The organism is Microcoleus vaginatus PCC 9802 (assembly GCA_022701275.1).
Classification (GTDB): domain Bacteria; phylum Cyanobacteriota; class Cyanobacteriia; order Cyanobacteriales; family Microcoleaceae; genus Microcoleus; species Microcoleus vaginatus_A.
Genome location: CP031740.1, coordinates 763,895 through 786,857, shown reverse-complemented (window position 1 = coordinate 786,857; position 22,963 = coordinate 763,895). Strand labels below are relative to the sequence as shown.

The following is a 22,963-nucleotide window of genomic DNA, read 5'->3' as shown; positions in this document are numbered from 1 at the left end:
ATTTCTGTGTTTTATTTAGTTTCCATCCAATTTTGCCCAGCGTGGATGTCAACTATTAGCGGTACGCTAAGTAGTGGCAGAGCATTTTCCATCGCAGTTCTAATTTTCGGCTGCAATTCTTCCCATTCCTCGGGAGGTACTTCAAAAATTAATTCATCGTGAACTTGCAGCAGCAGCCGCGCCTGATAGTTTTGCAAAATTTTGTGTACTTCAATCATGGCAAGTTTAATGATATCAGCACTAGAGCCTTGAATGGGAGCGTTGGCTGCCGCCCGCAAAGATTGGGCGTCATCTCTGCTGACAGATTTAAGTCTATCGGAGTGAATGTCTTGGGGATTGCGGCCTTTTAAGTCCAGGAGGCTTTCGCTCTCGAATTTTAAATAGCGGCGGCGGCCTAGAATTGTGGTAACGTATCCGAGGGCGATCGCCTCTTTTTTTACTTTCTCCAAAAATTCAAAAACCTTAATGTAACGCTCGTTAAATCGCTTAATAAACTCTTTGCCGTCTGCTGAAGTTTTGCCCATCGAACGACCAAACTTAATCGCCCCCATACCGTAAATTACGCCAAAATTAATTGTTTTGCCAAACCGTCTTTCGTCCGGCGTTACTTCCTCTTTTTCAAACAGCAGTTTGGCCGTTACGGTATGCACATCTCGGTTATTTTGATAAGCTTCAATTAACACAGGTTCTTGACTCAAGTGAGCCAAAATTCGCAGTTCAATTTGAGAATAGTCAGCCGACACCATCAGCCAACCTTCTTCCGGCAAAAAAGCCTTGCGAATTTGTCGCGAAAACTCGGTGCGGATGGGAATATTTTGTAAATTTGGATTGGAAGAAGAAAGCCTTCCCGTACCAGTTGCAGTTTGGTTGAAATCTGTATGCACTCGCCCGGTCTCCGCACGCACTAACTGTGGCAAAGCATCGACGTAAGTTGATTTCAACTTGGATAATGTTCGGTGTTCTAATAAATCGTCTACAATCGGGTGGTCTCCTTGCAATTTATCCAAAACAGCGGCGTCTGTAGAGTATCCAGTCTTTGTTTTGCGAGACTTTTTCTGAAACTCATCGGGGATTTTTTCTAACAATATTTCGCTGAGTTGTTTCGGGGAACCTAAATTAAACTTTCTCCCTGCTGCTTGATAAGTCTTTTCTTCTATTTCTTTTAAGCTCTTTTCTAGCTGTTGCGATAGTTCTTGCAGGTAAGCTGAATCAATGCGAATTCCGCAGAATTCCATTTCAGCTAAAACAGGTTCTAGGGGCTGTTCTACTTCCAGCAGCAACTTGTGCAAAGACTTATCGCGAAAGTTATGTTCATCAGCTTTATCTAAATCAGTTCTCAGTTTACCTACTAACTGAAATGTGGTGTGAACATCCATGCCGCAGTAGTCGGCTACTTCTCGAATGCTAATGTCAGCAATTGTTTTGTTTTTCGGCACTAATTCATTGTAAGTTTTGGCAACAATTTTTAAGTAGTGCCTTGACAATTCGCTGAGACTGTGGCTAGTTTCTGGGTTGAGTACGTAACTGGCTAGCATGGTGTCGAAGACGACTCCGGCTAGTTTGATTCCCTGACAGCGCAGGATCGATCGATCAAACTTAGCATTTTGCAGCGCCTTCGGATAATTCTCGCTTTCCAAAATCGGACGCAAAGCATTTAAAACTGTGGCTTTATCCACGTTTTTGCCCGTTTTGTGTCCCGTGGGAATGTAAGCGACATCCTCTTCGCCAGTTCCCCAACAGCAGCCAATTCCCACTAATTCGGCGTCTCGCGGTTCGATGGCGGTGGTTTCGGTATCCCACGCCACGGGTGAGGCTTTGTCGGTGTAGGTTTGCAGCAGTTGGACTAATTCGTTTAACTGTTCGGTTGTTTGAATAATTCTGGGTTTAATTGGCAGTTTGTTTTCCTGCTGGGCAGCTAGGGTTTCTGCAGGACTAAAAAACCACAACGCGTCGTCTTCTGAACTTTCAGAAGTTGCAGGTGGCTTATCTATTGTGGGGAGTAGGGCTTGGGCATCGGGTTCGCCCTTTTCTACTGTGTCTTCTACACTCTTTTCTATGGTTTCTTCTACGCCCTTTTCTACTACGGTTTCTTCTACACCGCCGAACCGTTTTTGAATTTGTTTGACTTTGCTTAAAAATGTCTTAAATTCTAATTTTTCCAGCATGGGGATCAAGGCTGCTTCATCAAAACCTTTAAGCTGGCAATTCTCTAAATCTACTTCCAAGGGCACGTCTTGGACAATTGTCGCCATGCGTTGAGAATGATAAGCAGCTTCTTTGCCTTCTTCTAGCTTTTTCTTAGTTGCTCCTTTAATCTCATCGATGGCTGCATAAATTCCATCAAGGGAATTGTAAGCTTCCAGCAATTGCAGTGCGGTTTTGTCGCCGATGCCTTTAACTCCGGGGATGTTGTCGGATTTGTCGCCGCAGAGGGCTTTGTAATCTACTACTTGTTGTGGCAAAATACCGAGTTTTTCTTTGACTGCTTCCGGGCCGTATTCTTGGGATTTGCCTTTGCCCGAACGCCTGAGTTCATCGGTACTCAAATATAATACGCTGATTTGTTTTTCGGTTTCTACTAATTGAAACAAATCTCGATCGCCCGTGAGGATTTTGACCTGATAACCGGCCGCGCTGGCTTTGTTTGCCAAAGTTCCCAAAACATCGTCTGCCTCAAAACCGGGAGCAGTTATTGCAGGTAAATTCAAATAGGTGAGGAGTTCTTGCAGGTTTTTGATATCCGGCTTAAAATCTTCCGGTGTTTCGGCTCGACCCGCTTTGTAGGTGTCGTCTGCTTCGTGGCGAAATGTGGGTGTGGCGAGGTCAAAGGCGATCGCCATGTACTGGGGGTCGTGGGCCGCCATTACTTCCAGGAGCGACTTGAGAAAGCCAAAACAGACGCTGGTGGGAATGCCTGTCGTAGTTCGCAAACCCCCATCTCGGCTTTTGGCAAAGGCGAAGTAGGAGCGAAAGGCCAGGGAGTGGCCGTCAACTAAAATGAAGGTAGGAGCTTGATTTTCCGACACAGACACAGTTACCGATCGCACGAAAGGATTTTCTCATTGTACTCAGTTGTCAGTCGGCATCGATCGACCCGAAGGATGGCCCGCAGACTTGAGGACGCTTGACACTCGATCGGATCTCGGCTTACTGTGCAGCTTGGCTGAGAATAGTAGAAGATGTTAAGTGGGATTCCCTACGGGATAGCTTCGCTTCACGCAAATTTACAAACACCTGCCGATCGAAGCCTATGGCTGACATTAATCGATGCTACGAAATCCTCGAAATTGAGCCGGGAGCTTCCTTAGAAGAAATTAAGCGCGCTTACAGGGATTTAGCGTTTGTGTGGCATCCCGATCGGTTTGCCAACAATGACCGCCTGCAACAAAAAGCTCACCAAAGATTAACAGAAATTAATGAAGCTTACCAGCAGTTGGTGTTGTTTCTGAGTCAGCCTGAATCATCGAGGTCGATCGAAAAACAGTTTCAGCAGCCACCGCCCCCTGCGCCGGAAAAGCCGCTGAGAAGGCGTTCTGGAAAATCAGCCGCCTGGCCTGGTTCCCAGCGCCGTCAAACCCGCCCAAAAGCCGCCTCCAAAAAATTTCTCACTCAAAAAAACTCTTCAAGCAAGAAACGATTTACCACTCACAATCGTCAAGCGTGGCGGGGCAGAAAGCAACCAGGGCGAAGCGTTGCGAGGGAAGCACGACCATCTCAACACTATCGAAAGCTTACCTCGAAAAGGAAAACAGAATTTTCAACTCAATACTCAAAACCGCGAAGCGCGCCGAGGGAAGTGCGGCCATCTCAACACTATTCAAGCTTCCCTTGGTGGCCGCTGGCAATCGCCGTGGCGAGTTACGCTTTGACCGGTTGGATTTTGACGAAATCAGCCGCCCCGCTGTGGATGTGGGCTTTAATCTGCGGTGCAGATTGGCTGTGGGCCGCGATTTTGCTGGCGGAGGGTTCGGCAACGCCTAGAGTGTGGCTGGCAGCGTTAGTTTTAGCTGGGGCGGTAGGGGGGTCGATCGCCGGTTTTCAGGCGGGAGGAATGGAAACAGGGGCTGCTTGGGGCGCCGTTGGGGCTGGTTTGGGGGCGATCGCCAGTTCCGAGGCCGAGTCGCGGGCTGTGGCTGCTGTTTTGGCTGTAGGAGGAGTGGTGACAGTGGTGGGATTGATGGCGGGAACAGATTCTGGGAATTGGGTTAAGGCGTTGGTGGCGGCCGTGTGTTGGGCGATTGTCGGCTTGACGTGCGGGCTGGCGGCGGAAGTAGGCGTGAATTCTGGCGGCCCCGTCGGGCTCGGAGGTGCGATCGGGCTGGGGATTGGGGCGTGGGCGGGGGCTTTTGCTGGGGCTGGTTCGGGGGCGATCGTCCAAGCTGTCGCTATCGCCGGGTCTAAGACTGTTTATGGGGCTTGGGCTGCGATCGGCATTATTGCTGGAGTTGTGGCGCGGATGGTAGCTGCAGAAAGGTTGAGCCACAACGGCAGCGGGCTTTATACGTTTATCCTGTTGGTGGCTACTTCCGGTTTTGGGCTGTGGCTGGGACGGTTGGTTGGATCGTATCTTTTAAATTAGTCATCAGTCATGAGTCATTAGTCTTTAGGGAAAATTACCAATTACCAATTACCAACTACCATTTGCCCATTATTCTATTGTCTAGCAACGACTAAGACGATTAGGAGGTTATTAATTTCTGAGACCCTTTCTTGTCCCTTCTTCCTTGTTCCTTGTTCCTTGTTCCTTCTTCCTTTTTCCCTCTTCCTTCTTCCCTCTTCCCTCTTCCTTCTTCCTTCTTCCCTCTTCCTTCTTCCTTCTTCCTTCTTCCTTCTTGCCTCTTCCTTCTTCCCTTACCGAATCCGTTGCCGAACTTCCTTCTTCCTCAAGCATAAATCCCAGCACTTATCGCTTTTCAGCAACGCTTCAAACTCAGCCCTTGGCAAAGCCTGACTGAAAAGATGGCCTTGAATTTCGTCGCATTCGTGTTCGCACAAAAAATCAAGTTCCTGCTCATTTTCTACCCCCTCAGCCACCACCGTCATGTTCATGCAGTGTGCCATTTGAATAATCGCTATTGTTATCGCTGCATTTTGGTGATCGTCTGCAATATCGCGAATAAAACTCTTGTCAATTTTGATCGCATCAAACGGAAAGCGTTTTGGATAACTCAAAGAAGAATATCCCGTTCCAAAATCATCAATTGCTATCCTAATCCCCTGCTCTTTCCACACCGTAAAAGCTGTAGCTGCTGCCATTTCGTCTTGCAAAACAAGACTTTCCGTCAGTTCTAATTCCAAACACTTGGGATCGAGATTGGTTTCTGTTAATATCTCGCTGACTCTTTCCGTGAAATTTTTGCGCTCGAATTGACGGGCTGACACGTTAACTGCCACTCGCAGGAGCGGCAAACCTGCTTTTTGCCATGTTTTAGTTTGCCTGCAAGCAGTCTCTAATACCCATTCGCCCAACGGTGCAATCAAGCCCATTTCTTCCGCCATTGGAATAAATTCCCCCGGAGAAACTCGCCCCCGTTCTGGATGATTCCAGCGCACCAAAGCTTCAGCACCAATAATTTTACCTGTTTTAATTTCTATTTGCGGCTGATAGTAGATTTCAAACTCGGAGCTTTTTAAAGCATGGCGCAACGAACTTTCTTGAAGAAGTGTATTGATGAAAAAATTAGCATTTTTTGCCGTATAAAAATGATAATTATTCCCGCCTTTCTGCTGAGAGTGATACATTGCTATATAAGCATTTTTCAGCATTTCATCTCCGTCGGTGCCGTCCCCGGGATACAAGCAGATCCCCATACTAGCAGTGACATAGACTTCGCAATCTTTGATAATCATACCTTGGGATACAATATCTAAAATCTTTTGAGCAATCTTAGCCACATCCTGTTTTTCTGCAACTGGTTTAAGAATCAGCGCGAATTCGGCCGCTTCCAAACGAGCAACAATATTAATGTTTTCAATGCAGTTAGTTAGCCGCTGCGCGATGCTGCAAAGCACCGAGTCGCCGATATCGTGTCCCCAGGTACTGTTAATGCGGTTGATTTTATCTAAGCTAAGCGCGACAACTGGAACGATTTCTGACAATTCTTTTTGACCATCTAATACTCGACTTAACTTTTCGCGCAAAAATGAACGATTCGGCAGGTTGGTCAAGCTGTCATACTGATGTCGGTAGAGTGCTAGTTGAATAGTTGTGTGCAAGTTTTTTTCTTCAAATGGTTTGACAATATAGCCGAACGGTTTTGTACTATTGACTCGTCGCAAAGTAGTTTCATCGGCATAAGCTGTCAGATAAACTACCGGAATTTGAAAGCGCAAGCGAATTTCTTCGGCTGCTGTAATGCCGTCGATTTCTCCTTGCAGGTTAACATCCATTAAAACTAAATCCGGGCGCAACTTGGCTGCCGATTCAATTGCTTCTTCTCCCGAATAGACCATGCCAGTTATTCTATATCCTAGAGATATCAAACTGTCGGAAATGTCTTCCGCAATGATGCTCTCGTCTTCAACTATCAGAATTTTTTTGTTGGACACTAATTTTTCTCCTTAGAGTGCAACTTGGGTTGAGAAAAGGTTATTCTAAAAGTCGTGCCAGCAGTTTCTAAGAGTTCTATTCTCCCCCGGATTTGCTTGACTAAAGACGCGACCAGTCGCAAACCCAAAGTTCGGGCTGTGCGATAATCTAAGTTTTGAGGAAAACCAATTCCGCTGTCGCTCACGGTTAGCACGCAAGCTCTGTTATTATCTAAAGTGAAATCTATGTTAATTTTACCTTTAACTTGTCCTTTAAAGGCATATTTGAGGGCATTTGTCATAAGCTCGTTAATAATTAACCCGCAAGGAACTGCCGTATCGATATTGAGATAACACGGCGCAATATTTGTTTGCAACTTGACGCCTTCTGCATGATTTTCATAAGCTTGGAATAAATTGTGGGCGAGATTTTGGATGTATTCAGCAAAGTCAATGTTTGACAAGTCTTTGGATTGATACAATTGTTCGTGAACCAGGGCCATTGATCTGACTCGGTTTTGACTTTCTTTTAACATTTCACTAACGTGGCTGTCTTGGATGTAGCGTGACTGAAGTTTGAGCAAACTGGAAATAACTTGGAGGTTGTTTTTGACGCGGTGGTGAATTTCTTTGAGGAGAACTTCTTTTTCTGCGAGGGAGGCTTTGATGCCATCTTCGTCGCGCTTGCGCTCTGTAATATCCCGCACTACTACTTGAATTAGTTTTCGTCCGTTAATTTCCATTGCATTTAACAGCACTTCAGCGGGAAATTCTGAACCGTCGAGTCGTTTGTGTACCCAGTCAAAGCGACAGCTACCTGTTTGCATTGCTGTCGATATTCTCTGTATTGCTAGACTGGATGAGTCTTGTCCGCTAGGCTGAAATTGTGGCGAAAAGTCGCTCAGTTTCTTGCCGTAAAATGGTTTTGTGTTGCTACAGCCAAATATTTTTAAGGTAGCGCGGTTGCAGTCAAAAAATCCCTTTTCGTCAAGCAACATTACTGCGTCGCTGGTGGCTTCATAAAGGCTGCGAAATTTGTGTTCTGATTCTTGCAACGAGCATATCAATTGGTTTTTGAGAGCTTCCGCACGCTTGCGGCCGGTAATGTCTATTCCTACAGAAACTGCTGCGGTTCCCTGATGATATTTCTGAGCTACTATCAAATAGTTGCGGACGAAACCGTTAATTTCTATTTCTATTTCTTGGCAGGTTTGCTGAGATGAACTGTCAAAAAAAATTCGGATCAGTTCTCCGAAAGTCGAGCCTTTGTCGAGAAAGTTGATTTCTTGACCGACAAAGCTTTCAGGAGACAGGTTGAATGAGGTTGCTAAGTGCTGGTTGACTCCAATATACCGCAAATCTGAACTGATCCAAGAAATCAGTCCGGGTACGGCATCCAAAACGGCGCGAAGTTGGTCTGTAGCTTCTTGGAGTGCTTCTTCCGATCGCTTGTGATCGCTAATATCTGTCGCCGTTCCGCACAAGCCTAAAATAGCGCCGTTTTCAGCTTGGTTGACGATGCTGTTGACGCGCAGGTGGACGGGAGTACCGTCTTTACGAATGTGTACTGTTTCGTAAGGAGAATTAGCGGTTTGTGGCTGAAGTTTGGTTCTCGCTAAAAGTTGGGCAAATATTTCTCTTGGTCTACTTTCTTGCTCAGGAACTAAAAAATCGGTGAAGCGGCGTCCGATCATTTCTGGCGGTTCGTAACCGTAGATGCGTTTGGCGGCGGAATTGACAAAAGTCAAGAGGCCTTGAATATCGATCGACCAAATCAATTCTTGGGAGGTTTCTACGAGGTTGCGGTACTTTTTTTCGCTTTCGGCAAGCGCTGCATTGAAGACTGCCGTCTGCTGCTGAAGTCTCTCTTGTAATTCTTGATTTGCCGTTTCCAGAGTTGCGATCAACTGTTCGCGCTCGGTAATTTCAGTAGAAACACCCACTGCCCCAACCACTTCGCCGTTTCCATCTCGCAGCGCTGCTGATCGAATTTCGTGGATAAAATGCCTCTCTCGGACGTTCCAAGTACGATCGTTTCCTGCTAATACCTGGGCAATAGTTTCTAAGATATCTGGCTGGCTGCTGTAAACTTCAACAATCGATAGCCCGACAGTTGCACCTGGTTTGAGTCCCAAATTTTCTAATCCTTTCCCTGCTGCAAGGGTTAACTTGCCTTCTCTGTCTGTTGCCCACAGGAAAATTGGGGCACAACTGACAGCGGCGTGAAGGGTTTCGTTGGCTTGTTTGAGCCGATCGATTTCTGCGTGAAGCAGATCCTGCGTGGTGTTTAATTCTACCGTTAGTCGATCGGCTTTTTGCTGCCAACTGGCAGCAGTATCGCACATTTCTGCGAAATGGCGGGAACGACAGAGGGATTGGTTGCAGTGTGACATGGTTACTCTAGGGCGCACTGTATATTTAACCCCAGCCTATCTTTTAAGCATAAACTTTTTAAGTCAAATATTACAATTAGCAGGAATACTCATCAGACCAATATGCGATATATTAAAGCTACTTTAAAGGATTCAGAAATTGCGGCTCGCTCAGGCTTTCTGGCGACAGTTCACAAATTGATAATAAGCTGAATAATGCCTGCCAGCCGGTATTTTTACGGTAACTATTTGTAGTAGTGCAAAAAGAAGTTCCGCAATCCTCGGCTTGCACAAAAACTGAGATTGTAAATTTATTATATTTGTTTGCGTAGATTCACGCACCGAGGAATCGGGAATCTGGAATTTGTAAATATAGCCAGCGCCTGAATGGTTAGGAGGTACTTAATTTGTGAAAATCATGAGGTCGATTCCCTCTTCTTTCTGCCTTCTGCCTTCTTCCCTATTCCCTATTCCCTATTCCCTATTCCCTATTCTCTATTTCTTCCATCCGCTACATCCGTTACAGAATCCGTTGCCGAACTTCCTTCTTCCTTCAATTAACTCCCCAACTTTTGACAGTTTTGTCTATACTGCCACTGATAATAGTTTCACCATCGCTGCTAAAAGTAAGACAAGTAACAGAGTTTTGATGTCCCCTGAGAGTGTGAATATTTTCGCCGGTACTGGCATTCCAAAATTTGATATTACCATCGGCACTAGCACTGATAACAGTGCGTCCGTCGGCAGTAAAGGCGATCGCATTTATTGAGTTAAAATGCCCTGCCAATGTGATTGAACTATCTGGATTCGATAGCTGTCGCAGTTGAATGTTTCTGTCCCAGCCACCAGTAGCCAAAGTCTGCCCGTCTGGACTGAAAGCCAGACAATTAGCATAACCTTTAATTGTTTGAAAGCATTCTCTGCTGCGGAGGTTCCACAGTTTAATTGTACCGTCAGAACTGCTGCTAGCGAGACTGTGTGCGATCGGGCTAAAAGCAAGACTAACAATTCCTGCTTTATGAGATCCCCAAGTTAAAAGATTGCCAAAGGTACAGATTAACTTTCCCGTCTCTAAATTCCAAATTTTGATAGTAGTATCTGCCGAACCGCTGGCGATAACTTGACTGTCGGGACTGATGACAATTGCGGTAATTTCCCCTTCATGTCCGAGGGAAGTATGCCGCAATTCTCCTCCCTGCCAAATTTCGATCGCGCGGTGTTTTGGAGTATTTCTGCTCCTCACAAACACTTCACTTTCTTGGCAAAGGACAAAAGTTTCTTGAGCACGGGGATACTTGTCAACAGTATAGAGTATTTCTCCTGTCTCTACATCGCAAATTCTAATTATTTTCCCGTGCAAACTCGCCGTGTGATATCCTCCGGGACTAATCGCAACATTGATCGCAGTTTTGACCGTGCGGATGCAGTCAAAAAGCTTGTAAGGTACAAAGTCTTTTAAAGCTTGACGCACTAGAGGTTCTGTCCTCGATCGCAAAATTAAATAAGCAACTCGCTGCACTTCTGCTGCGGGGTCAAGCAGCGCCTCAATTGCTAAATTTAAACCAGCGCCTCCGTATTTAGGAGCATCTTTAACGGCGGCAATCCGCGACTCGATACTAGGGCTGTTGAAGCGCTGCTTGACCCCAGCGATGCCTCCCAAAACTGCGCCGGCGATCGGGATTTGACTTTGGCCGCCGAGGACGGCATCATATTCTCTAGGTTGGTTAGGATTGTCGGCCATCATATCATTTTAGATTTTAGATTTTAGGTTTTAGATTGAAGAATTGGCAAAGAATCATTGCTTAAGGGTTGGGAGCTTGTCTACAGTTGCTTTTTTGTGTCGGTATGCTATCAATTTAAAACTTAAAATTTGGTAATTACAGAACGCTGGACACAAAACCGCCCTCAACCGGGTTTATGTGCAGATGCTATCCTGCCAAACCCCATATTTATCGTAAAAAGCGGCTTTAATACCGCAAGTTCTAACTTATTGACTGTTGCTGTTTATGCTATTATAATCAAATCAGCGTTTTACACAAAAATCCGAAAGTGATATGTCACACTTCACAACTATCAAGGTTCAGATCAAGAACGGCGAACTGCTGCATCAAGTGTTGGAAGAGTTGGGTTATCAAGTAGAGTCCAATGTGCAGGTACGGGGTTATCGGGGTGACAAAACTAATGCCGAGTACGTGATTCGGCAATCCAATGGTTACGATTTGGGTTTTCGCCGCAGCGGAGAGGATTACGAATTGGTGGCGGATTTTTGGGGCGCTCGAATTAATCAGCAGGAATTTGTCAATTCAATTAGTCAAAAATACGCGCGCAAAAGTTTGATGGCGGCGGTGGAGTCAGAGGGTTTTCATGTTGAAGAAGAGGAAACTTTGGCAGATGGAACGCTCAGAGTTGTAGTGGGTCGATGGGTTTAAGAGTCGCGCTTGATTAACTCGTTTTTAGGTATCAAGAGGAATCACCATGTGGCGATCGGCGATCGTACTAATCATCCTTGCCCTTGTAGTTGGCATTGTTGGCGCGATCGCCCTTGGAGCATACCGCTGGCATCTGGGTACCAAGGAACTGCGAGCAAATCTGGAAGCTGCACGCTTACCGATTAAACCTCTCACATTTGATGGGCGGGAAATCGCCGATTTACCCCAGCCAGTGCAGCGCTACTTTCGCGCGGTGCTGAAGGATGGACAACCGCTAATTGTAGCAGCGCGGGTTTCCCACGAAGGTACGTTTAACTTGAGCGAAACCGCAGAAAAATGGAGCGCCTTCACCTCAACTCAATTGGTAATTACTCAGCCCCCTGGCTTTGACTGGGACGGGCGAATTTCCATGATCCCCGGTATCAATGCGTTTGTTCATGATGCCTACATTTCTGGCGAAGGCATCCTCCATGCAGCGCTGCTTGGCCTGGTGACTCTGGCGGATATCCGCGGCACTCCAGAAGCTGCACAAGGGGAACTGATGCGCTTTTTCGCGGAGGCGGCTTGGTATCCGACGAGACTGCTGCCGAGTCAGGGTGTTCGCTGGGAGGCGATCGACAATTCTTCGGCCAGAGCAACGCTACAGGATGGCGACACTAATGTTTCCCTGGATTTCCGCTTTGATGAAGCAGGGCTAATCGCCAGTATCCGCGCCGAGGCCCGCGCCCGTACAGTTAACGGGGGGCTGGTGTTTGCGCCCTGGCAGGGCCGCTTCTGGGACTACGAATTGCCAGACGGTATGCGGATTCCGCTCTCCGGTGAGGTGGCGTGGCAACTGCCTGATGGCTCGCTATTGCCCTACTGGCGCGGCCGCATCACGAATATTGCCTATGAGTTTGCACGATGATTCTAGTTTGTGTTGTAGGGTGCGTCTGAAGTCTGAGATTTTCTCCTTTGTAGGGGCAACCCCCCCGTGGTGGCCCCGGTTTCAACCGCCTCCTTCATCAAGAGGGTAACTTTCCCAAAAACCCCTACCTCAAAAACAACTTATACGCCGGATTTTGACTCTCATCTCCATACTGATAGCCCAGCGTATCCAAAAAAGCCTGCCATTCCTGCATCTCATCCGGCGGCACCTGAATTCCCACCACAATTCGCCCGTAATCAGCGCCGTTATTCCGATAGTGAAAAACGCTGATATTCCAGTTAGGACTCATCGAACTCACAAACTTCATCAACGCACCCGGACGTTCGGGAAATTCAAAGCGATAAAACAATTCGTGATGTGCCAGCATCGAACGCCCGCCCACCATATGCCGCACGTGCAATTTCGTTAATTCATCATCAGTTAAATCCAAAGTGTTGAACCCACAATCTTCAAAACTTGCCGCTATCTTCACCGCATCGGCACGGTTTTGAATTTGTACACCGATAAAAATATGTGCCTCTTTTTCATCCGCAATTCGATAGCTAAATTCAGTTAAATTGCGTTTGCCCAGACATTCGCAAAACCTGCGGAGACTTCCCGGTTGTTCGGGAATTGTGACTGCAAAAATGGCTTCGCGGCGTTCGCCAAACTCGGCTCTTTCTGCTACAAAACGCAGCCGATCGAAATTCATGTTCGCGCCGCACGCAACAGCAATTAATGTTTCTCCTGCGATTTGTTCCCGTTCGGCGTAAGCTTTCGCACCTGCGATCGCCAAAGCGCCTGCAGGTTCTAAGATTGATCGCGTATCTTCAAAAACATCCTTAATCGCCGCGCAAACATCATCCGTATCCACCAAAATAATCTCATCCACATACTCCTGACATAAGCGAAAAGTTTCCTCCCCCACTTCCCGCACAGCAACGCCATCAGCAAATAAACCCACCTGCGACAAACGCACCCGTTTACCCGCTTTCAGCGATTGATTCATGGCATCCGAATCGATGGGTTCGACGCCAATAATCTTAATTTCCGGCCGCAACCGCTTGACATAGGCCCCAATTCCCGAAATCAATCCGCCGCCACCAATTGCCACAAAAATCGCATGAATTGGTTTTTGATGTTGTCGCAGAATTTCCATGCCGATCGTACCCTGTCCAGCAATCACGTAGGGGTCATCAAAAGGGTGAATAAAAGTCATACCTTTTTCGGCCTCTAATTGGCGCGCAAAGGCGTAGGCATCGTCGTAGGTATCCCCATGCAAAACGACCTCTCCACCACGGGATATCACCGCATTTACCTTCACCTGCGGCGTAGTTACGGGCATGACTATGATCGCGCGAGTTCCCAGGTGGCGGGCGGCGAGGGCGACTCCTTGGGCGTGATTGCCGGCGGAAGCTGCAATGACACCTTGTGCTAGCAAATCCGGCGACAGTTGCGCCATTTTGTTGTACGCACCCCGCAGCTTGAAGGAAAACACCGACTGCATATCCTCTCGCTTCAGCAAAAGTTTATTGTTGAGCCGTGCTGATAGATTCGGGGCTACTTCTAGGGCTGTTTCTTGAGCAACATCGTAGACGCGGGCGGTGAGGATTTGTACCAGGTAATCGCAAAGCATGGGGTTCGCAGGTTGGTTGATGCCGGATGGTGGGATAATTGTACGGCACTTGTGTTAGTATTTTGCGGGGAATTGGCGATCCTCTTCGAGGGACTCGCTAACGGGGGAGCGCAAGTTTTCAATAATAACTTTTCGCTTTGGGAACATAAGGAACCTGAAGACTATGAATAATAATTCGTTTTTGCCGTTTACCCCGGTTATAAAATCCGGTTGGTGAGCGTAGTAGTCCGTAATCCTTAATTTAGTATGTAAATTCATGAACGTACAAATTACAGATTTGCGTGCTGGCGACGAGCCAAAAATTCAACAGGTAGCTAGATTAATAGTTGAAGGTTTTAAAGAGCATTGGCCCGATGCTTGGCCCGATCTAAAATCTGCTTTGCAAGAAGTGCAAGAATCTTTGGGAGCCGATCGCATCAGTCGAATTGCTGTCGGCGACAGCAATCTTGTTTTGGGATGGATTGGTGGGATTAAACAGTATGACGGTAATGTTTGGGAACTGCACCCGCTGGTAGTGAGAACAGAATTTCGCGGACAAGGAATTGGTCGATCGCTCGTAGCTGATTTAGCAGCAGAAGCTAAAAACCGGGGAGGGATCGTGCTGTGGGTGGGTACCGACGACCAAGACAATCAAACAACTCTTTCAGGCATCAATCTTTATCCTAACGTTTGGGAACACGTCGCCAAAATTAGAAATTTGCGCGGTCATCCCTACGAATTTTATCAAAAAATGGGTTTTGCGATCGTGGGAGTGATGCCCGACGCCAACGGAATTGGCAAGCCAGATATTTTCATGGCACAGCGGTTGTAAAGTTTAATGTAGGTTCTAAATTTACTGGCCGGTGGCTTGCCAATCCAACACTGAGCAAAATTAGTTGTTGAAAGTTTCCCTGAAAATCGGTCTAGTCTGGAAGTGCGAACCCCGTTCGAGGGTCGCTGATAAACAAACCCAGAACTAACGAATCCATCACCGTATCCCAGACAGGAGTCAAATGCTCTGCATCGTCAACCCAGTAATCAAAAGTAATCAAACACTGAACATTAGAACCCAATCCAATACAGATTCGCGAATAAGCTTCCCGCTGCTCTGGAGGGTCGAGAAACTTAAATTCAGTCCAAACAATGCGGGCAGTTTGCCGCTTCAATTGGATAATTTCCCCAGGAGCGATCGGATTTCGCGTATCATCTTCAACCACCTTCTGTAATAGCGGTACTAGCGGAAAATCTGCCCAGTTACCAGGTGGTAGCAAATTAAACGAAACCTCCAAACGACAATCATCATCCGGCGGCTTTTTATCCGTAAATCGGAACGAGTTAGTATCGGGTTCAAAATGCCAATCTTCCGGGACATCAAAGCGGACTGCACCTCTTCCTGCTACAAAAATTCGAGTTCCAGGCTTTGACTTCCAATTGTGGTCTTCTTTGAGTTCTAGAGTTTCCTTGAGCCATTCTTGCTTTTTGCGCTTAGACATAAACAGAACACCAAATTGCTGCTAATGTGTAGTTTTAGACCTTGCAAACACATTTTAACTCTATTTGGGTCGCCGTTTGCTCACATATAACAATCCTTACAAAAATTATGAATTCCTCTCTTCTCTATTCCTCTGTGTTCTCTGCGCCTCTGCGGTAAAAAATAATTCCTTTCACAATTGGCTAACTTTTATTTTTCACTCTTGGGAATCACATACCTAATTCCGCCTTTATTCCCCGCCGCATCGCCCTTATAACGCGGGATAACATGAATAGCCGCGTGAGTGCGACTTTGACCAGCCTGTTTATTAATATTTATTCCCACATTAAACCCGTCAGGCTTAAATTCTTTAGTTAACATCTCTTGTACCTTATTAGCCATAAACCAGCAAGCCGATTGCTCTCGAAACGGCAGTTCAAAATAACTGGCAACGTGACGCTTGGGAATAATTAAAACATGACCTTTACTGGCGGGATAACCGTCAAACATCGCATAAGCTGTTGCTGATTCAGTTAGCAAAATTAGGTTTTTATACGGATTGCAGAATATGCAGTTATTAGTAGAATTTCTTTGATGGTTGTAATGCACGTATTTGTAAATTTCGCAATACTCATCTAGGTGAACTGGCTTAAATGGAAGTTTGACAATGCACTGATATGTAGGTTTTTTGTGGACATAATGTTCTCGAAAGCCTTCTTTTTTGATATCCCTTCTCACCGCAAAATACGCATTCCCTCCCGGTTTCAACAGGTGCGACACTTCCATCAGGACATTAGCTTGTTCTTCAGGAAACAAAACATTCAAAACATAAAAGCAAATGATTGTGTCGAATTTATCTTCGGGGAATTCCGGGAAATAATAAGGGTCATAACCCGTAATATCGAAGCCTTTTTGCTGCAACAATCTCACATCGCTGCCGAAGCCGCACCCAAAATCTAAGACTTTCCCTTGCAGCAAGTTTTTATCCAATAAAAATCTTGCCGGGAATGACAGGGAAATTCTTTCGATTGCCGTCAGGTGGCTGAATTTATTTTGTTGCTTTTTCATGGCGGCATAAATTTGATTGAAATCGATATTCTTCAGTCCGCGCACCATCCGGACGAGAGTTTGTCTAGTACCGATTTCAAGCTCCGAATGTTATCTAAAAATTTTACCATTATTGCAGTTTGGCGATCGCCCCTTTTTCCACCAACACCTTACCAGTGACCAAATCCCGCACCGTCGCCAACAAAACCCGCCTCTCATCCACCTCAAAACTCACCGAAACCCTGTCAATTCCCAATACCCCAGGCGGGTTCAAATGCGCCACACAAACTTGCTGGTGGTGGCTCTCCAAAGAGCGAAAATCCGTCTGTTTGTTGAGCCAACTGCTCGTCATTTGCCCTTTTTCGTTAAAAATAACCTCCGCTTGCGATACCTCCGCAACTTCCCCAATATCTAACCGAATTTCCCTTTGCCCTTCAATTGCCACTTGCAGCGTCAACTCTTCGGAACTTTGACAGGGATACTTCATTTCCTTGCTAAATATCGGCGAATAAGCATAAGCTTTAGCATAAGGTTCCCAGAGGCGAATTGCATAGCTGTGGCGCAAATAATCGTCAACACTTACCAATTGTGTCAACGCTAAAGCACCGTGGGCCACTGCTTCAAAAGGCTTATCTCTTTGGACTTTTTGCCGCCCAAAATACGAAACCACTAAATTAGATACAGCCGGAATTAAAGAAGTTCCTCCTACTAGCAAAACCTGTTCGATATCGGCTTTGCCGATACCTTTTCCCTGTGCAATACTCAGCACTTCATCTAAACTTTCTCGCAACTGTTCTAACAACTGCCTAGATTCCAGAATTTCCTCAAGCTTGTCTCGGTTTAGCTGTAAGTCGTAAGACATAAAATTTTCATCGTCAAACCAGCTTTCCTTCGCCTCATTAACTTGAGAAAGTTGAATTTTTAATTTTTCCGCTATTTCTAATAAATTTTGCCAGCCAACTGCGCCGACTTCTGCCCGCGACGAACCAATTTGCCGCAAATAATCTTCGACAATCCAGATATCAATATCTTCGCCGCCGACATAAGCATCGGATTTTGCCAACACTTCGGCACGCACCCCCCCCAGCCCCCCCTTGGTAAGGGGGGGAGAAATCTCGCTCCCCCCCTTGGTAAGGGGGGGTAAGGCGGGGGTTAGAGCAGTACGGACTAAACTTAAATCTAAAGTTCCGCCGCCAAAATCAACTACTAAAACTAGAGAGCCGGGGCGTTTTACTGCATATCCCAGGGCGGCGGCTGTGGATTCATCTATTACCTGAACTTCCGCAACTCCCAAACTTTCTCCTAAGTCGCGAAACCAATCTAGATATCGCTCAAATGCTCCGACGGGTACTGTAAAAATTACTTTGTCTGGCTGTATATTTTGTAAATATAATTGTTTCCAAATAGTCTTAATAAACTGTTCTGCTACTGATTCGGCTGTGTAGGTGTCGCCGTCGATATTGCGGGGCGGCGGCTGAAAGTCGGCAGCTAAATTGCGTTTAAAAGCTTTGAAAAAGCGGTCTGGCTGGGATTGCCCCAAACGCTGCGCTCGCACTTTTTCTCCCAGCACCAACTCTTCGGCATTTTTCACAAAGACTAAAGTCGGGACTACAGATATTTCTCGAAGATCTCCGCTCAAATTCTTCGTTTTAAAAATGCGGGACATCTCGCCCAACCGCAAAGTTTCTGGTGTTTGCGTATCTGGGTTAAGAATGCACACAACCGTATTGCTGGTGCCGAAGTCAATGGCAACTGTAGTCATGTTGATTTATAATTTAAAATTTAATTTTTCATTCCCGCTGGAAGGGTGCGACTAACTTTAGCAGGAGTAAGAATTCGCTCTCCCTCTCGATAACCGACAAACCGAATATAAACTAATTCTCCTTCGGTTATATCCTCAACATCCGGCTGGTGGAACTGCGGATTGTAAGCAGTTTGTTCCCACGCAGAACCAATCATTTCAAAATCCCAACTTGACAAGAGATTTTCTAAGGGAGTAAACAAAGCTGAGAGATTTTTGGCGGGCATATCCGGCTTGGCTTCTGCCATTTTGCGGGCGGCGGGATAGTTGGTTAACAAAGTTTGCAACTGTTCAAAGGTAGCGCGGCGAAAATCGGCAGTTAGTTGAGCTTTTTGCTGCTGCAATTCCGATCGCAGCCGGAAACACTGCTGCCTCAATTCTTCTATTTCGCTGGGATTAGTGGTGATTGTAGCCGATATTGGCAGTGCGAGCAAAGTGCGATCGAACTCTTGAAAATTCAAATTCAGCACTGTTGCCAGCCGTCTCAGTTGGTCTAGCGTGAGTTTTCCCACGTCTCCCTGCCGCACTAAGCGCACCCCAAAGCGACTTAAGCCTGCTTTTTCGCCTAAGTCTTGCCAATCGAGAATGTCTAGCTGATTCATGCGTTCCCGCAGAATTTTATCGTACTTAAACTCGATCGCATCTCCCGCCTCAGATGCAGCATAAACGTAGACTAAAATTAGAAAAATGCCCCCGATAGCTAGCGCGAAGCTGAAGGCAGGCACTGTTGTTACATCAACTGTTGCACCGAGGAGATAGAACATTGTTAATTTTTCTAAACTTGTTTTAAAGTCTGCGTTTGTTCAACGACCAAATTTTCTTCGCCTTGGTAGTATTCTGGCAGCAAGTCTTGAGATTCTACTTTTCCGAGGGCTTTTTCAATTCCGGCGGTGGTTTCGGTGCAACTAGAACCGGTGGCGTTGAGGACGGTTTCGGTAATTTTGCCGTCTTTGCCGATTCGGTATTCTATTTGGCGGTATTCTGCCATAATTCTTCCTCTTGGTTTAATGCTTGAGTGTTGACTGCTGAGTGTTGAGTTATATTATAGATTCTATTTACCAATTATTCTAATGAATTTTTGTAGCGACAATGCAACCGGGGTTTCGCCGGAGATTATGGCTGCGATTGCAGCGGCTAATTGCGGTGCTGTGATGTCTTACGGAGATGATGAATATACACAGCGTTTGCAAGTTAAATTTTCGGATTTATTCGAGACATCGGTGACTGTTTTTCCGGTAGCAACTGGTTCTGCTGCTAATGCTCTGGCCCTTGCAGTTGTTACTCCTCCTTACGGCGCTGTTTACTGTCACGCAGCATCTCATATTAATCTGGATGAATGCGGCGCGCCGGAGTTTTTTACAGGCGGTGCCAAGTTAGTTACATTAACAGGAAATCATGGTAAAATAGAGGCAGAGACTTTAGGAAAAATACTCGATCGCGCTGGTGCAGGTGTCGTCCACCACGTACAGCCCGCAGCCGTCACCATCACTCAAGCAACGGAAGCCGGCACAGTCTACAATCCAGCAGAAATTTCCCACATTTCGGAAGTAGTTCGCGCTCACAATTTGCACCTGCACATGGATGGAGCTCGCTTTGCAAATGCTGTTGTCAGTTTGGGCTGTTCTCCGGCGGATGTCACTTGGCGCGCTGGTGTGGATATTCTATCGTTTGGAGCGACAAAAAACGGTGCGATGGGTGCGGAAGCTGTGGTTTTTTTTAATCCAGAATTAGCAAAGACTTTCCCTTTTTACCGCAAGCGCAGCGGGCATCTTTTCTCGAAAATGCGGTTTTTGTCGGCGCAATTGGAAGCGTATATAACCGATGATTTGTGGCTGAAGAATGCGGCTCATGCAAATAATATGGCAGCCAAATTAGCTGAAGGTTTGGCGGAAGTTGAGGGAGCGAAGTTTTGCCATCGGGTTGAAGCCAACGAGATTTTTATTCAACTTCCCGAATCAATAATTACATCGGTTTTAGCTGAGGGTTTTCTGTTTTATCGGTGGGATGAATGTACTGTTAGACTGGTAACGGCTTTTAATACTCTGGAAGCGGATGTTATTGCTTTGGTGGAAGCTGTTAAACGCTATTCTGTATAGATTGTAGGTTGGTAAGGGCGGGTGTATTGAGCATTTTTGTGATAGCAAATATTATGTTAACCCGCCCGGGCTGGCGCTACCCAGCTAGAGTTTAATCGATTGAGAAACAGGTTCTGCAACTGCGGCTAGTTCGGGTTCAACTGCTTCGAGGTGCTCTTCTAAAAGCGCCAGATTTCTCATGTTTGATTTATAAAAAGCATCGAAGATATCTCCGACTAAAGGTACTGAACCAACGACGGCTTCTAGACCGATATTGTAAATCATTTTCCCTAGAGTTTTTTGGGGAAGGTTGAATCGAGTTGCTAAGTAAATTAGGTAGGCGGAAAACGCGGTATCTACAATATCCCCAGCACCCGGAACTAAACCGATAATAGGGTCTAAGCCGATGCGAAATTTGGTGCCGGGGATGCCAATGGCGGTATCCATCAGGCGGCTGAGTTTGCGGATGCGGTTGAGGGTGGCGAGACGCTCTATGTTGTTCATATTATTATTGTTGAACTAGGTTGAAAATTTTAAATCTGTCGGAAGGCGGAAAAAAACATCTAGAAGCGGCTCATTTTCCATCTTCGCTAATATGCTGAATTCCCCATTCGTGCATGGCATTAATAATCGGTTTGAGACTTTCGCCCAAAGGCGTTAGGGAATATTCAACTTTTGGCGGCACTTGCAGGTAAATTTCCCGATGCACGATCGCGTCTGATTCCATTTCCCGCAGTTGCTGCGTCAGCATCTTCTGAGTAATGCCGTTGACAGCTCGTTGCAGCTCGTTAAAACGCTTCACTCCTTGAAACAACTCCCGCAGAATCAAGACTTTCCAGCGCCCGCCAATCACCTCTAGAGTGCGTTCTACAGGGCAATTTGCTCGATCGACCTTTACTTCTTGGACTTGCATAGTATCTTTTTGGTAACTACCGCACTTAAAAGTGCGTACTATTCATAATAGCTTGACTCGGTTTAAAATAAAAACATCAAAGAAACACCCGATAAATTTCACTGAGGATTCAGAAAATGATTACCGTCAGAAAAAGTGAAGCAAGAGGACACGCTAATCACGGTTGGCTGGACAGTTACCACACATTTTCTTTTGCCGGCTATTACGATCCAAATTATATGAATTTTCGCTCTTTACGGGTAATTAATGAGGATTTCGTTAGCCCCGGCAGAGGTTTTGGGACTCACGGACACAGCGACATGGAAATCATTACTTATGTATTAGAAGGAGCATTAGAACACAAGGATAGTTTGGGTACCGGTGCAGTGATTAAACCCGGTGAAATACAGCGGATGAGTGCAGGTACGGGTATCCAGCACAGCGAGTTCAATAACTCGCAAACAGACCCAGTTCATTTGCTGCAAATCTGGCTGTTACCCGATACAAAAGGCTTGCAGCCGAGTTACGAGCAGCGGGAGTTTCCCCTAGCAGAAAGGCACGGAAAACTGCGCTTAGTGGCGGCACGAGATGCGAGAGATGGTGCTGTAAAAGTGCATCAAGATGTGGATTTATATGCGGCTGTTTTGGATAAAGACTCGCGGATTTCTCATGCTTTGCAGCCAAATCGTCATGCTTGGGTGCAAGTTGCTCGCGGCTCGGTTTTGCTCAACGGTTTGATTTTGAAGAATGGCGACGCTGCGGCGGTTAGCGGCGAGTCTGAATTGGCGATTGAAGCTACGGCAGATGCTGAATTTTTGCTGTTTGATTTGGCATAGAATTGAATGCGAAATCCCCGATTTATTGGAAAAGTCGGGGATTGGAAATTACTCGGCGGTTGAAACCGCTACTACAAAAACTAAGTCCGCCTTCGCGGACTAATAAATTAATCAGCCCTCCAAGATTTTGTGCCAAAGATACCTGCTACAAGTTCGGGAATGCCAAAATCAACATCTAAGCTTTCCCAGTGTACGCTGCTGCCAGAAGGAGGCAGCCAAACATCAGCAAGCTGTTCTGGTGAAGCACCTTCTAAGCCTTGTGCCAGCTTTGGAGAAAAACAAAAAATAGCGCCGTTTTTCAGTTCGATCGTAATTAAATCTTCAGACTGATTGTAATACACGGATTCGGCGCGGGGTTCTGTAGCCTCAGCGTTTTTCCATGCTTCTTTGGCTTTGGTTATGTGCTCTCGGAGATTTTCCTCAGTTAACTCTTTGTCCCAGTTTCTAAATACCATGTATTTCTTGCCATCGGTTTTGTTAAGTTTGGATACTTAATTATTGCCGCATGGGATTGTGTTAAGCGGACTGTGAAGGACATGATACTTAATAATGGGTTACTACTTAGGAAATAAGTAAATAGGAGGAAGAAATTAACTTTTATTTGCGCTATTTTTGCTAAGGGTAAGTCTTTAGGATAAATTTTTATGGAACAACAGCCGATCGCCAGAAAGCATCTTGTTTGGAGCCTCATCACTGGTTTAGCAGTCGGCGCGATCGCAGGCGCACCCCTCGGCTGGATGGCTAATGGGAAATATTCCGACCAGCGTTTGGCTGAATTCATCATTTGCCAAGAAAAAAATAGAGATAAGCCAGTTGCTATGGTTGAGTCTATTTGTGGTTCCCGATTCTAAATTTTTCTGGTAGCCAGAGGGCTGTGTCAAATATTGTGAGGCTTGTGCGAATGTCGAAAGTTTGATCGTCGCGCAGGCATTTTGGCGTTGTCAACCGTCAATCTGCCACAAACCGGATAACTTATGCGTCAGTTGATAT

The 22,963-nt window shown here is 46.1% G+C and carries 23 protein-coding genes; 8 read left to right on the top strand and 15 right to left on the bottom strand.

Features of this window, described 5'->3' with window-relative positions:
* Positions 1 to 11: 11 nt before the first annotated feature.
* Positions 12 to 3,047, bottom strand: a complete 3,036-nt coding sequence (locus tag D0A34_03270; GenBank protein UNU18014.1) for a DNA polymerase I — start codon at positions 3,045 to 3,047, stop codon at positions 12 to 14.
* Between the two features lie 77 nt (positions 3,048 to 3,124).
* On the opposite strand from D0A34_03270, the gene D0A34_03265 reads away from it, so the two are divergent.
* Positions 3,125 to 4,579: a J domain-containing protein gene (locus D0A34_03265; GenBank protein ID UNU18013.1), complete on the top strand. Its 1,455-nt coding sequence runs from the start codon at positions 3,125 to 3,127 to the stop codon at positions 4,577 to 4,579.
* A gap of 111 nt (positions 4,580 to 4,690) precedes the next feature.
* Here the strand turns inward: D0A34_03265 and D0A34_03260 are convergent, their stop codons facing one another.
* The 4 genes from D0A34_03260 to D0A34_03245 form a co-directional block, all read right to left on the bottom strand.
* On the bottom strand, positions 4,691 to 4,891 hold the full coding sequence (locus D0A34_03260; protein ID UNU18012.1) for a hypothetical protein: 201 nt from the start codon (positions 4,889 to 4,891) through the stop codon (positions 4,691 to 4,693).
* Positions 4,852 to 6,549, bottom strand: a complete 1,698-nt coding sequence (locus D0A34_03255; protein UNU18011.1) for a GGDEF domain-containing response regulator — start codon at positions 6,547 to 6,549, stop codon at positions 4,852 to 4,854. Before D0A34_03255 ends, D0A34_03260 begins: the two co-directional genes overlap by 40 nt.
* The gene (locus D0A34_03250; GenBank protein UNU18010.1) at positions 6,549 to 8,921 is read right to left on the bottom strand and encodes a PAS domain S-box protein; all 2,373 of its coding nucleotides are present in this window, start codon (positions 8,919 to 8,921) and stop codon (positions 6,549 to 6,551) included. Before D0A34_03250 ends, D0A34_03255 begins: the two co-directional genes overlap by 1 nt.
* 532 nt (positions 8,922 to 9,453) lie before the next feature.
* Positions 9,454 to 10,644 (bottom strand): WD40 repeat domain-containing protein, encoded by a 1,191-nt coding sequence (locus D0A34_03245; protein UNU18009.1) that lies wholly within the window; start codon positions 10,642 to 10,644, stop codon positions 9,454 to 9,456.
* Between the two features lie 126 nt (positions 10,645 to 10,770).
* Here D0A34_03245 and D0A34_03240 point away from each other — a divergent pair, with 126 nt between their 5' ends.
* Genes D0A34_03240 through D0A34_03230 form a run of 3 tightly spaced genes read left to right on the top strand, consistent with a single transcriptional unit; the run spans position 10,771 to position 12,236 of the window.
* Complete coding sequence (locus D0A34_03240; GenBank protein ID UNU18008.1) at positions 10,771 to 10,953, top strand: hypothetical protein; 183 nt, start codon at positions 10,771 to 10,773, stop codon at positions 10,951 to 10,953.
* 1 nt (position 10,954) lies between these two features.
* Complete coding sequence (locus D0A34_03235) at positions 10,955 to 11,329, top strand: DUF1257 domain-containing protein (GenBank protein UNU18007.1); 375 nt, start codon at positions 10,955 to 10,957, stop codon at positions 11,327 to 11,329.
* A gap of 46 nt (positions 11,330 to 11,375) precedes the next feature.
* Positions 11,376 to 12,236 carry a hypothetical protein gene (locus D0A34_03230; protein UNU18006.1) on the top strand — a complete coding sequence of 287 codons (861 nt, stop codon included), beginning with the start codon at positions 11,376 to 11,378 and terminating at the stop codon, positions 12,234 to 12,236.
* Between the two features lie 124 nt (positions 12,237 to 12,360).
* Here the strand turns inward: D0A34_03230 and ilvA are convergent, their stop codons facing one another.
* On the bottom strand, positions 12,361 to 13,872 hold the full coding sequence (gene ilvA, locus D0A34_03225; GenBank protein ID UNU18005.1) for a threonine ammonia-lyase, biosynthetic: 1,512 nt from the start codon (positions 13,870 to 13,872) through the stop codon (positions 12,361 to 12,363).
* A gap of 54 nt (positions 13,873 to 13,926) precedes the next feature.
* Positions 13,927 to 14,130 carry a hypothetical protein gene (locus D0A34_03220; GenBank protein ID UNU18004.1) on the bottom strand — a complete coding sequence of 68 codons (204 nt, stop codon included), beginning with the start codon at positions 14,128 to 14,130 and terminating at the stop codon, positions 13,927 to 13,929.
* On the opposite strand from D0A34_03220, the gene D0A34_03215 reads away from it, so the two are divergent.
* Positions 14,129 to 14,683 (top strand): GNAT family N-acetyltransferase, encoded by a 555-nt coding sequence (locus D0A34_03215; GenBank protein ID UNU18003.1) that lies wholly within the window; start codon positions 14,129 to 14,131, stop codon positions 14,681 to 14,683. The two genes, D0A34_03220 and D0A34_03215, sit on opposite strands and share 2 nt — an antisense overlap.
* A 91-nt stretch (positions 14,684 to 14,774) precedes the next feature.
* Here D0A34_03215 and D0A34_03210 read toward each other — a convergent pair whose 3' ends face one another.
* The 5 genes from D0A34_03210 to D0A34_03190 all read right to left on the bottom strand — a co-directional run bounded on the left by D0A34_03210 (position 14,775) and on the right by D0A34_03190 (position 19,158).
* Positions 14,775 to 15,344: a hypothetical protein gene (locus tag D0A34_03210; GenBank protein UNU18002.1), complete on the bottom strand. Its 570-nt coding sequence runs from the start codon at positions 15,342 to 15,344 to the stop codon at positions 14,775 to 14,777.
* A gap of 188 nt (positions 15,345 to 15,532) precedes the next feature.
* Entirely contained in the window at positions 15,533 to 16,390 is an 858-nt protein-coding gene (locus D0A34_03205; GenBank protein ID UNU22145.1) for an HIT domain-containing protein, read from the bottom strand.
* Between the two features lie 109 nt (positions 16,391 to 16,499).
* Positions 16,500 to 18,131 carry an Hsp70 family protein gene (locus tag D0A34_03200; GenBank protein ID UNU18001.1) on the bottom strand — a complete coding sequence of 544 codons (1,632 nt, stop codon included), beginning with the start codon at positions 18,129 to 18,131 and terminating at the stop codon, positions 16,500 to 16,502.
* Between the two features lie 20 nt (positions 18,132 to 18,151).
* Positions 18,152 to 18,934, bottom strand: a complete 783-nt coding sequence (locus D0A34_03195; GenBank protein UNU18000.1) for an XRE family transcriptional regulator — start codon at positions 18,932 to 18,934, stop codon at positions 18,152 to 18,154.
* A gap of 11 nt (positions 18,935 to 18,945) precedes the next feature.
* Positions 18,946 to 19,158 (bottom strand): DUF2997 domain-containing protein, encoded by a 213-nt coding sequence (locus D0A34_03190; GenBank protein UNU17999.1) that lies wholly within the window; start codon positions 19,156 to 19,158, stop codon positions 18,946 to 18,948.
* 82 nt (positions 19,159 to 19,240) lie between these two features.
* Between D0A34_03190 and D0A34_03185 the strand changes: the two genes are divergently transcribed.
* Positions 19,241 to 20,266: a low specificity L-threonine aldolase gene (locus D0A34_03185; GenBank protein UNU17998.1), complete on the top strand. Its 1,026-nt coding sequence runs from the start codon at positions 19,241 to 19,243 to the stop codon at positions 20,264 to 20,266.
* A gap of 84 nt (positions 20,267 to 20,350) precedes the next feature.
* On the opposite strand, the gene D0A34_03180 is transcribed toward D0A34_03185, so the two are convergent.
* Both D0A34_03180 and D0A34_03175 read right to left on the bottom strand, forming a co-directional pair.
* On the bottom strand, positions 20,351 to 20,749 hold the full coding sequence (locus tag D0A34_03180) for a DUF4112 domain-containing protein (protein ID UNU17997.1): 399 nt from the start codon (positions 20,747 to 20,749) through the stop codon (positions 20,351 to 20,353).
* A 70-nt stretch (positions 20,750 to 20,819) separates the two neighbouring features.
* Positions 20,820 to 21,158: a transcriptional regulator gene (locus D0A34_03175; protein UNU17996.1), complete on the bottom strand. Its 339-nt coding sequence runs from the start codon at positions 21,156 to 21,158 to the stop codon at positions 20,820 to 20,822.
* A gap of 116 nt (positions 21,159 to 21,274) precedes the next feature.
* On the opposite strand from D0A34_03175, the gene D0A34_03170 reads away from it, so the two are divergent.
* The gene (locus tag D0A34_03170; protein ID UNU17995.1) at positions 21,275 to 21,973 is read left to right on the top strand and encodes a pirin family protein; all 699 of its coding nucleotides are present in this window, start codon (positions 21,275 to 21,277) and stop codon (positions 21,971 to 21,973) included.
* 107 nt (positions 21,974 to 22,080) lie between these two features.
* Here D0A34_03170 and D0A34_03165 read toward each other — a convergent pair whose 3' ends face one another.
* Positions 22,081 to 22,428: a DUF2442 domain-containing protein gene (locus D0A34_03165; GenBank protein UNU17994.1), complete on the bottom strand. Its 348-nt coding sequence runs from the start codon at positions 22,426 to 22,428 to the stop codon at positions 22,081 to 22,083.
* A 189-nt stretch (positions 22,429 to 22,617) separates the two neighbouring features.
* Between D0A34_03165 and D0A34_03160 the strand changes: the two genes are divergently transcribed.
* Positions 22,618 to 22,824, top strand: coding sequence for a hypothetical protein (locus D0A34_03160; GenBank protein ID UNU17993.1), 207 nt, complete (start codon positions 22,618 to 22,620; stop codon positions 22,822 to 22,824).
* Positions 22,825 to 22,963: the final 139 nt, after the last annotated feature.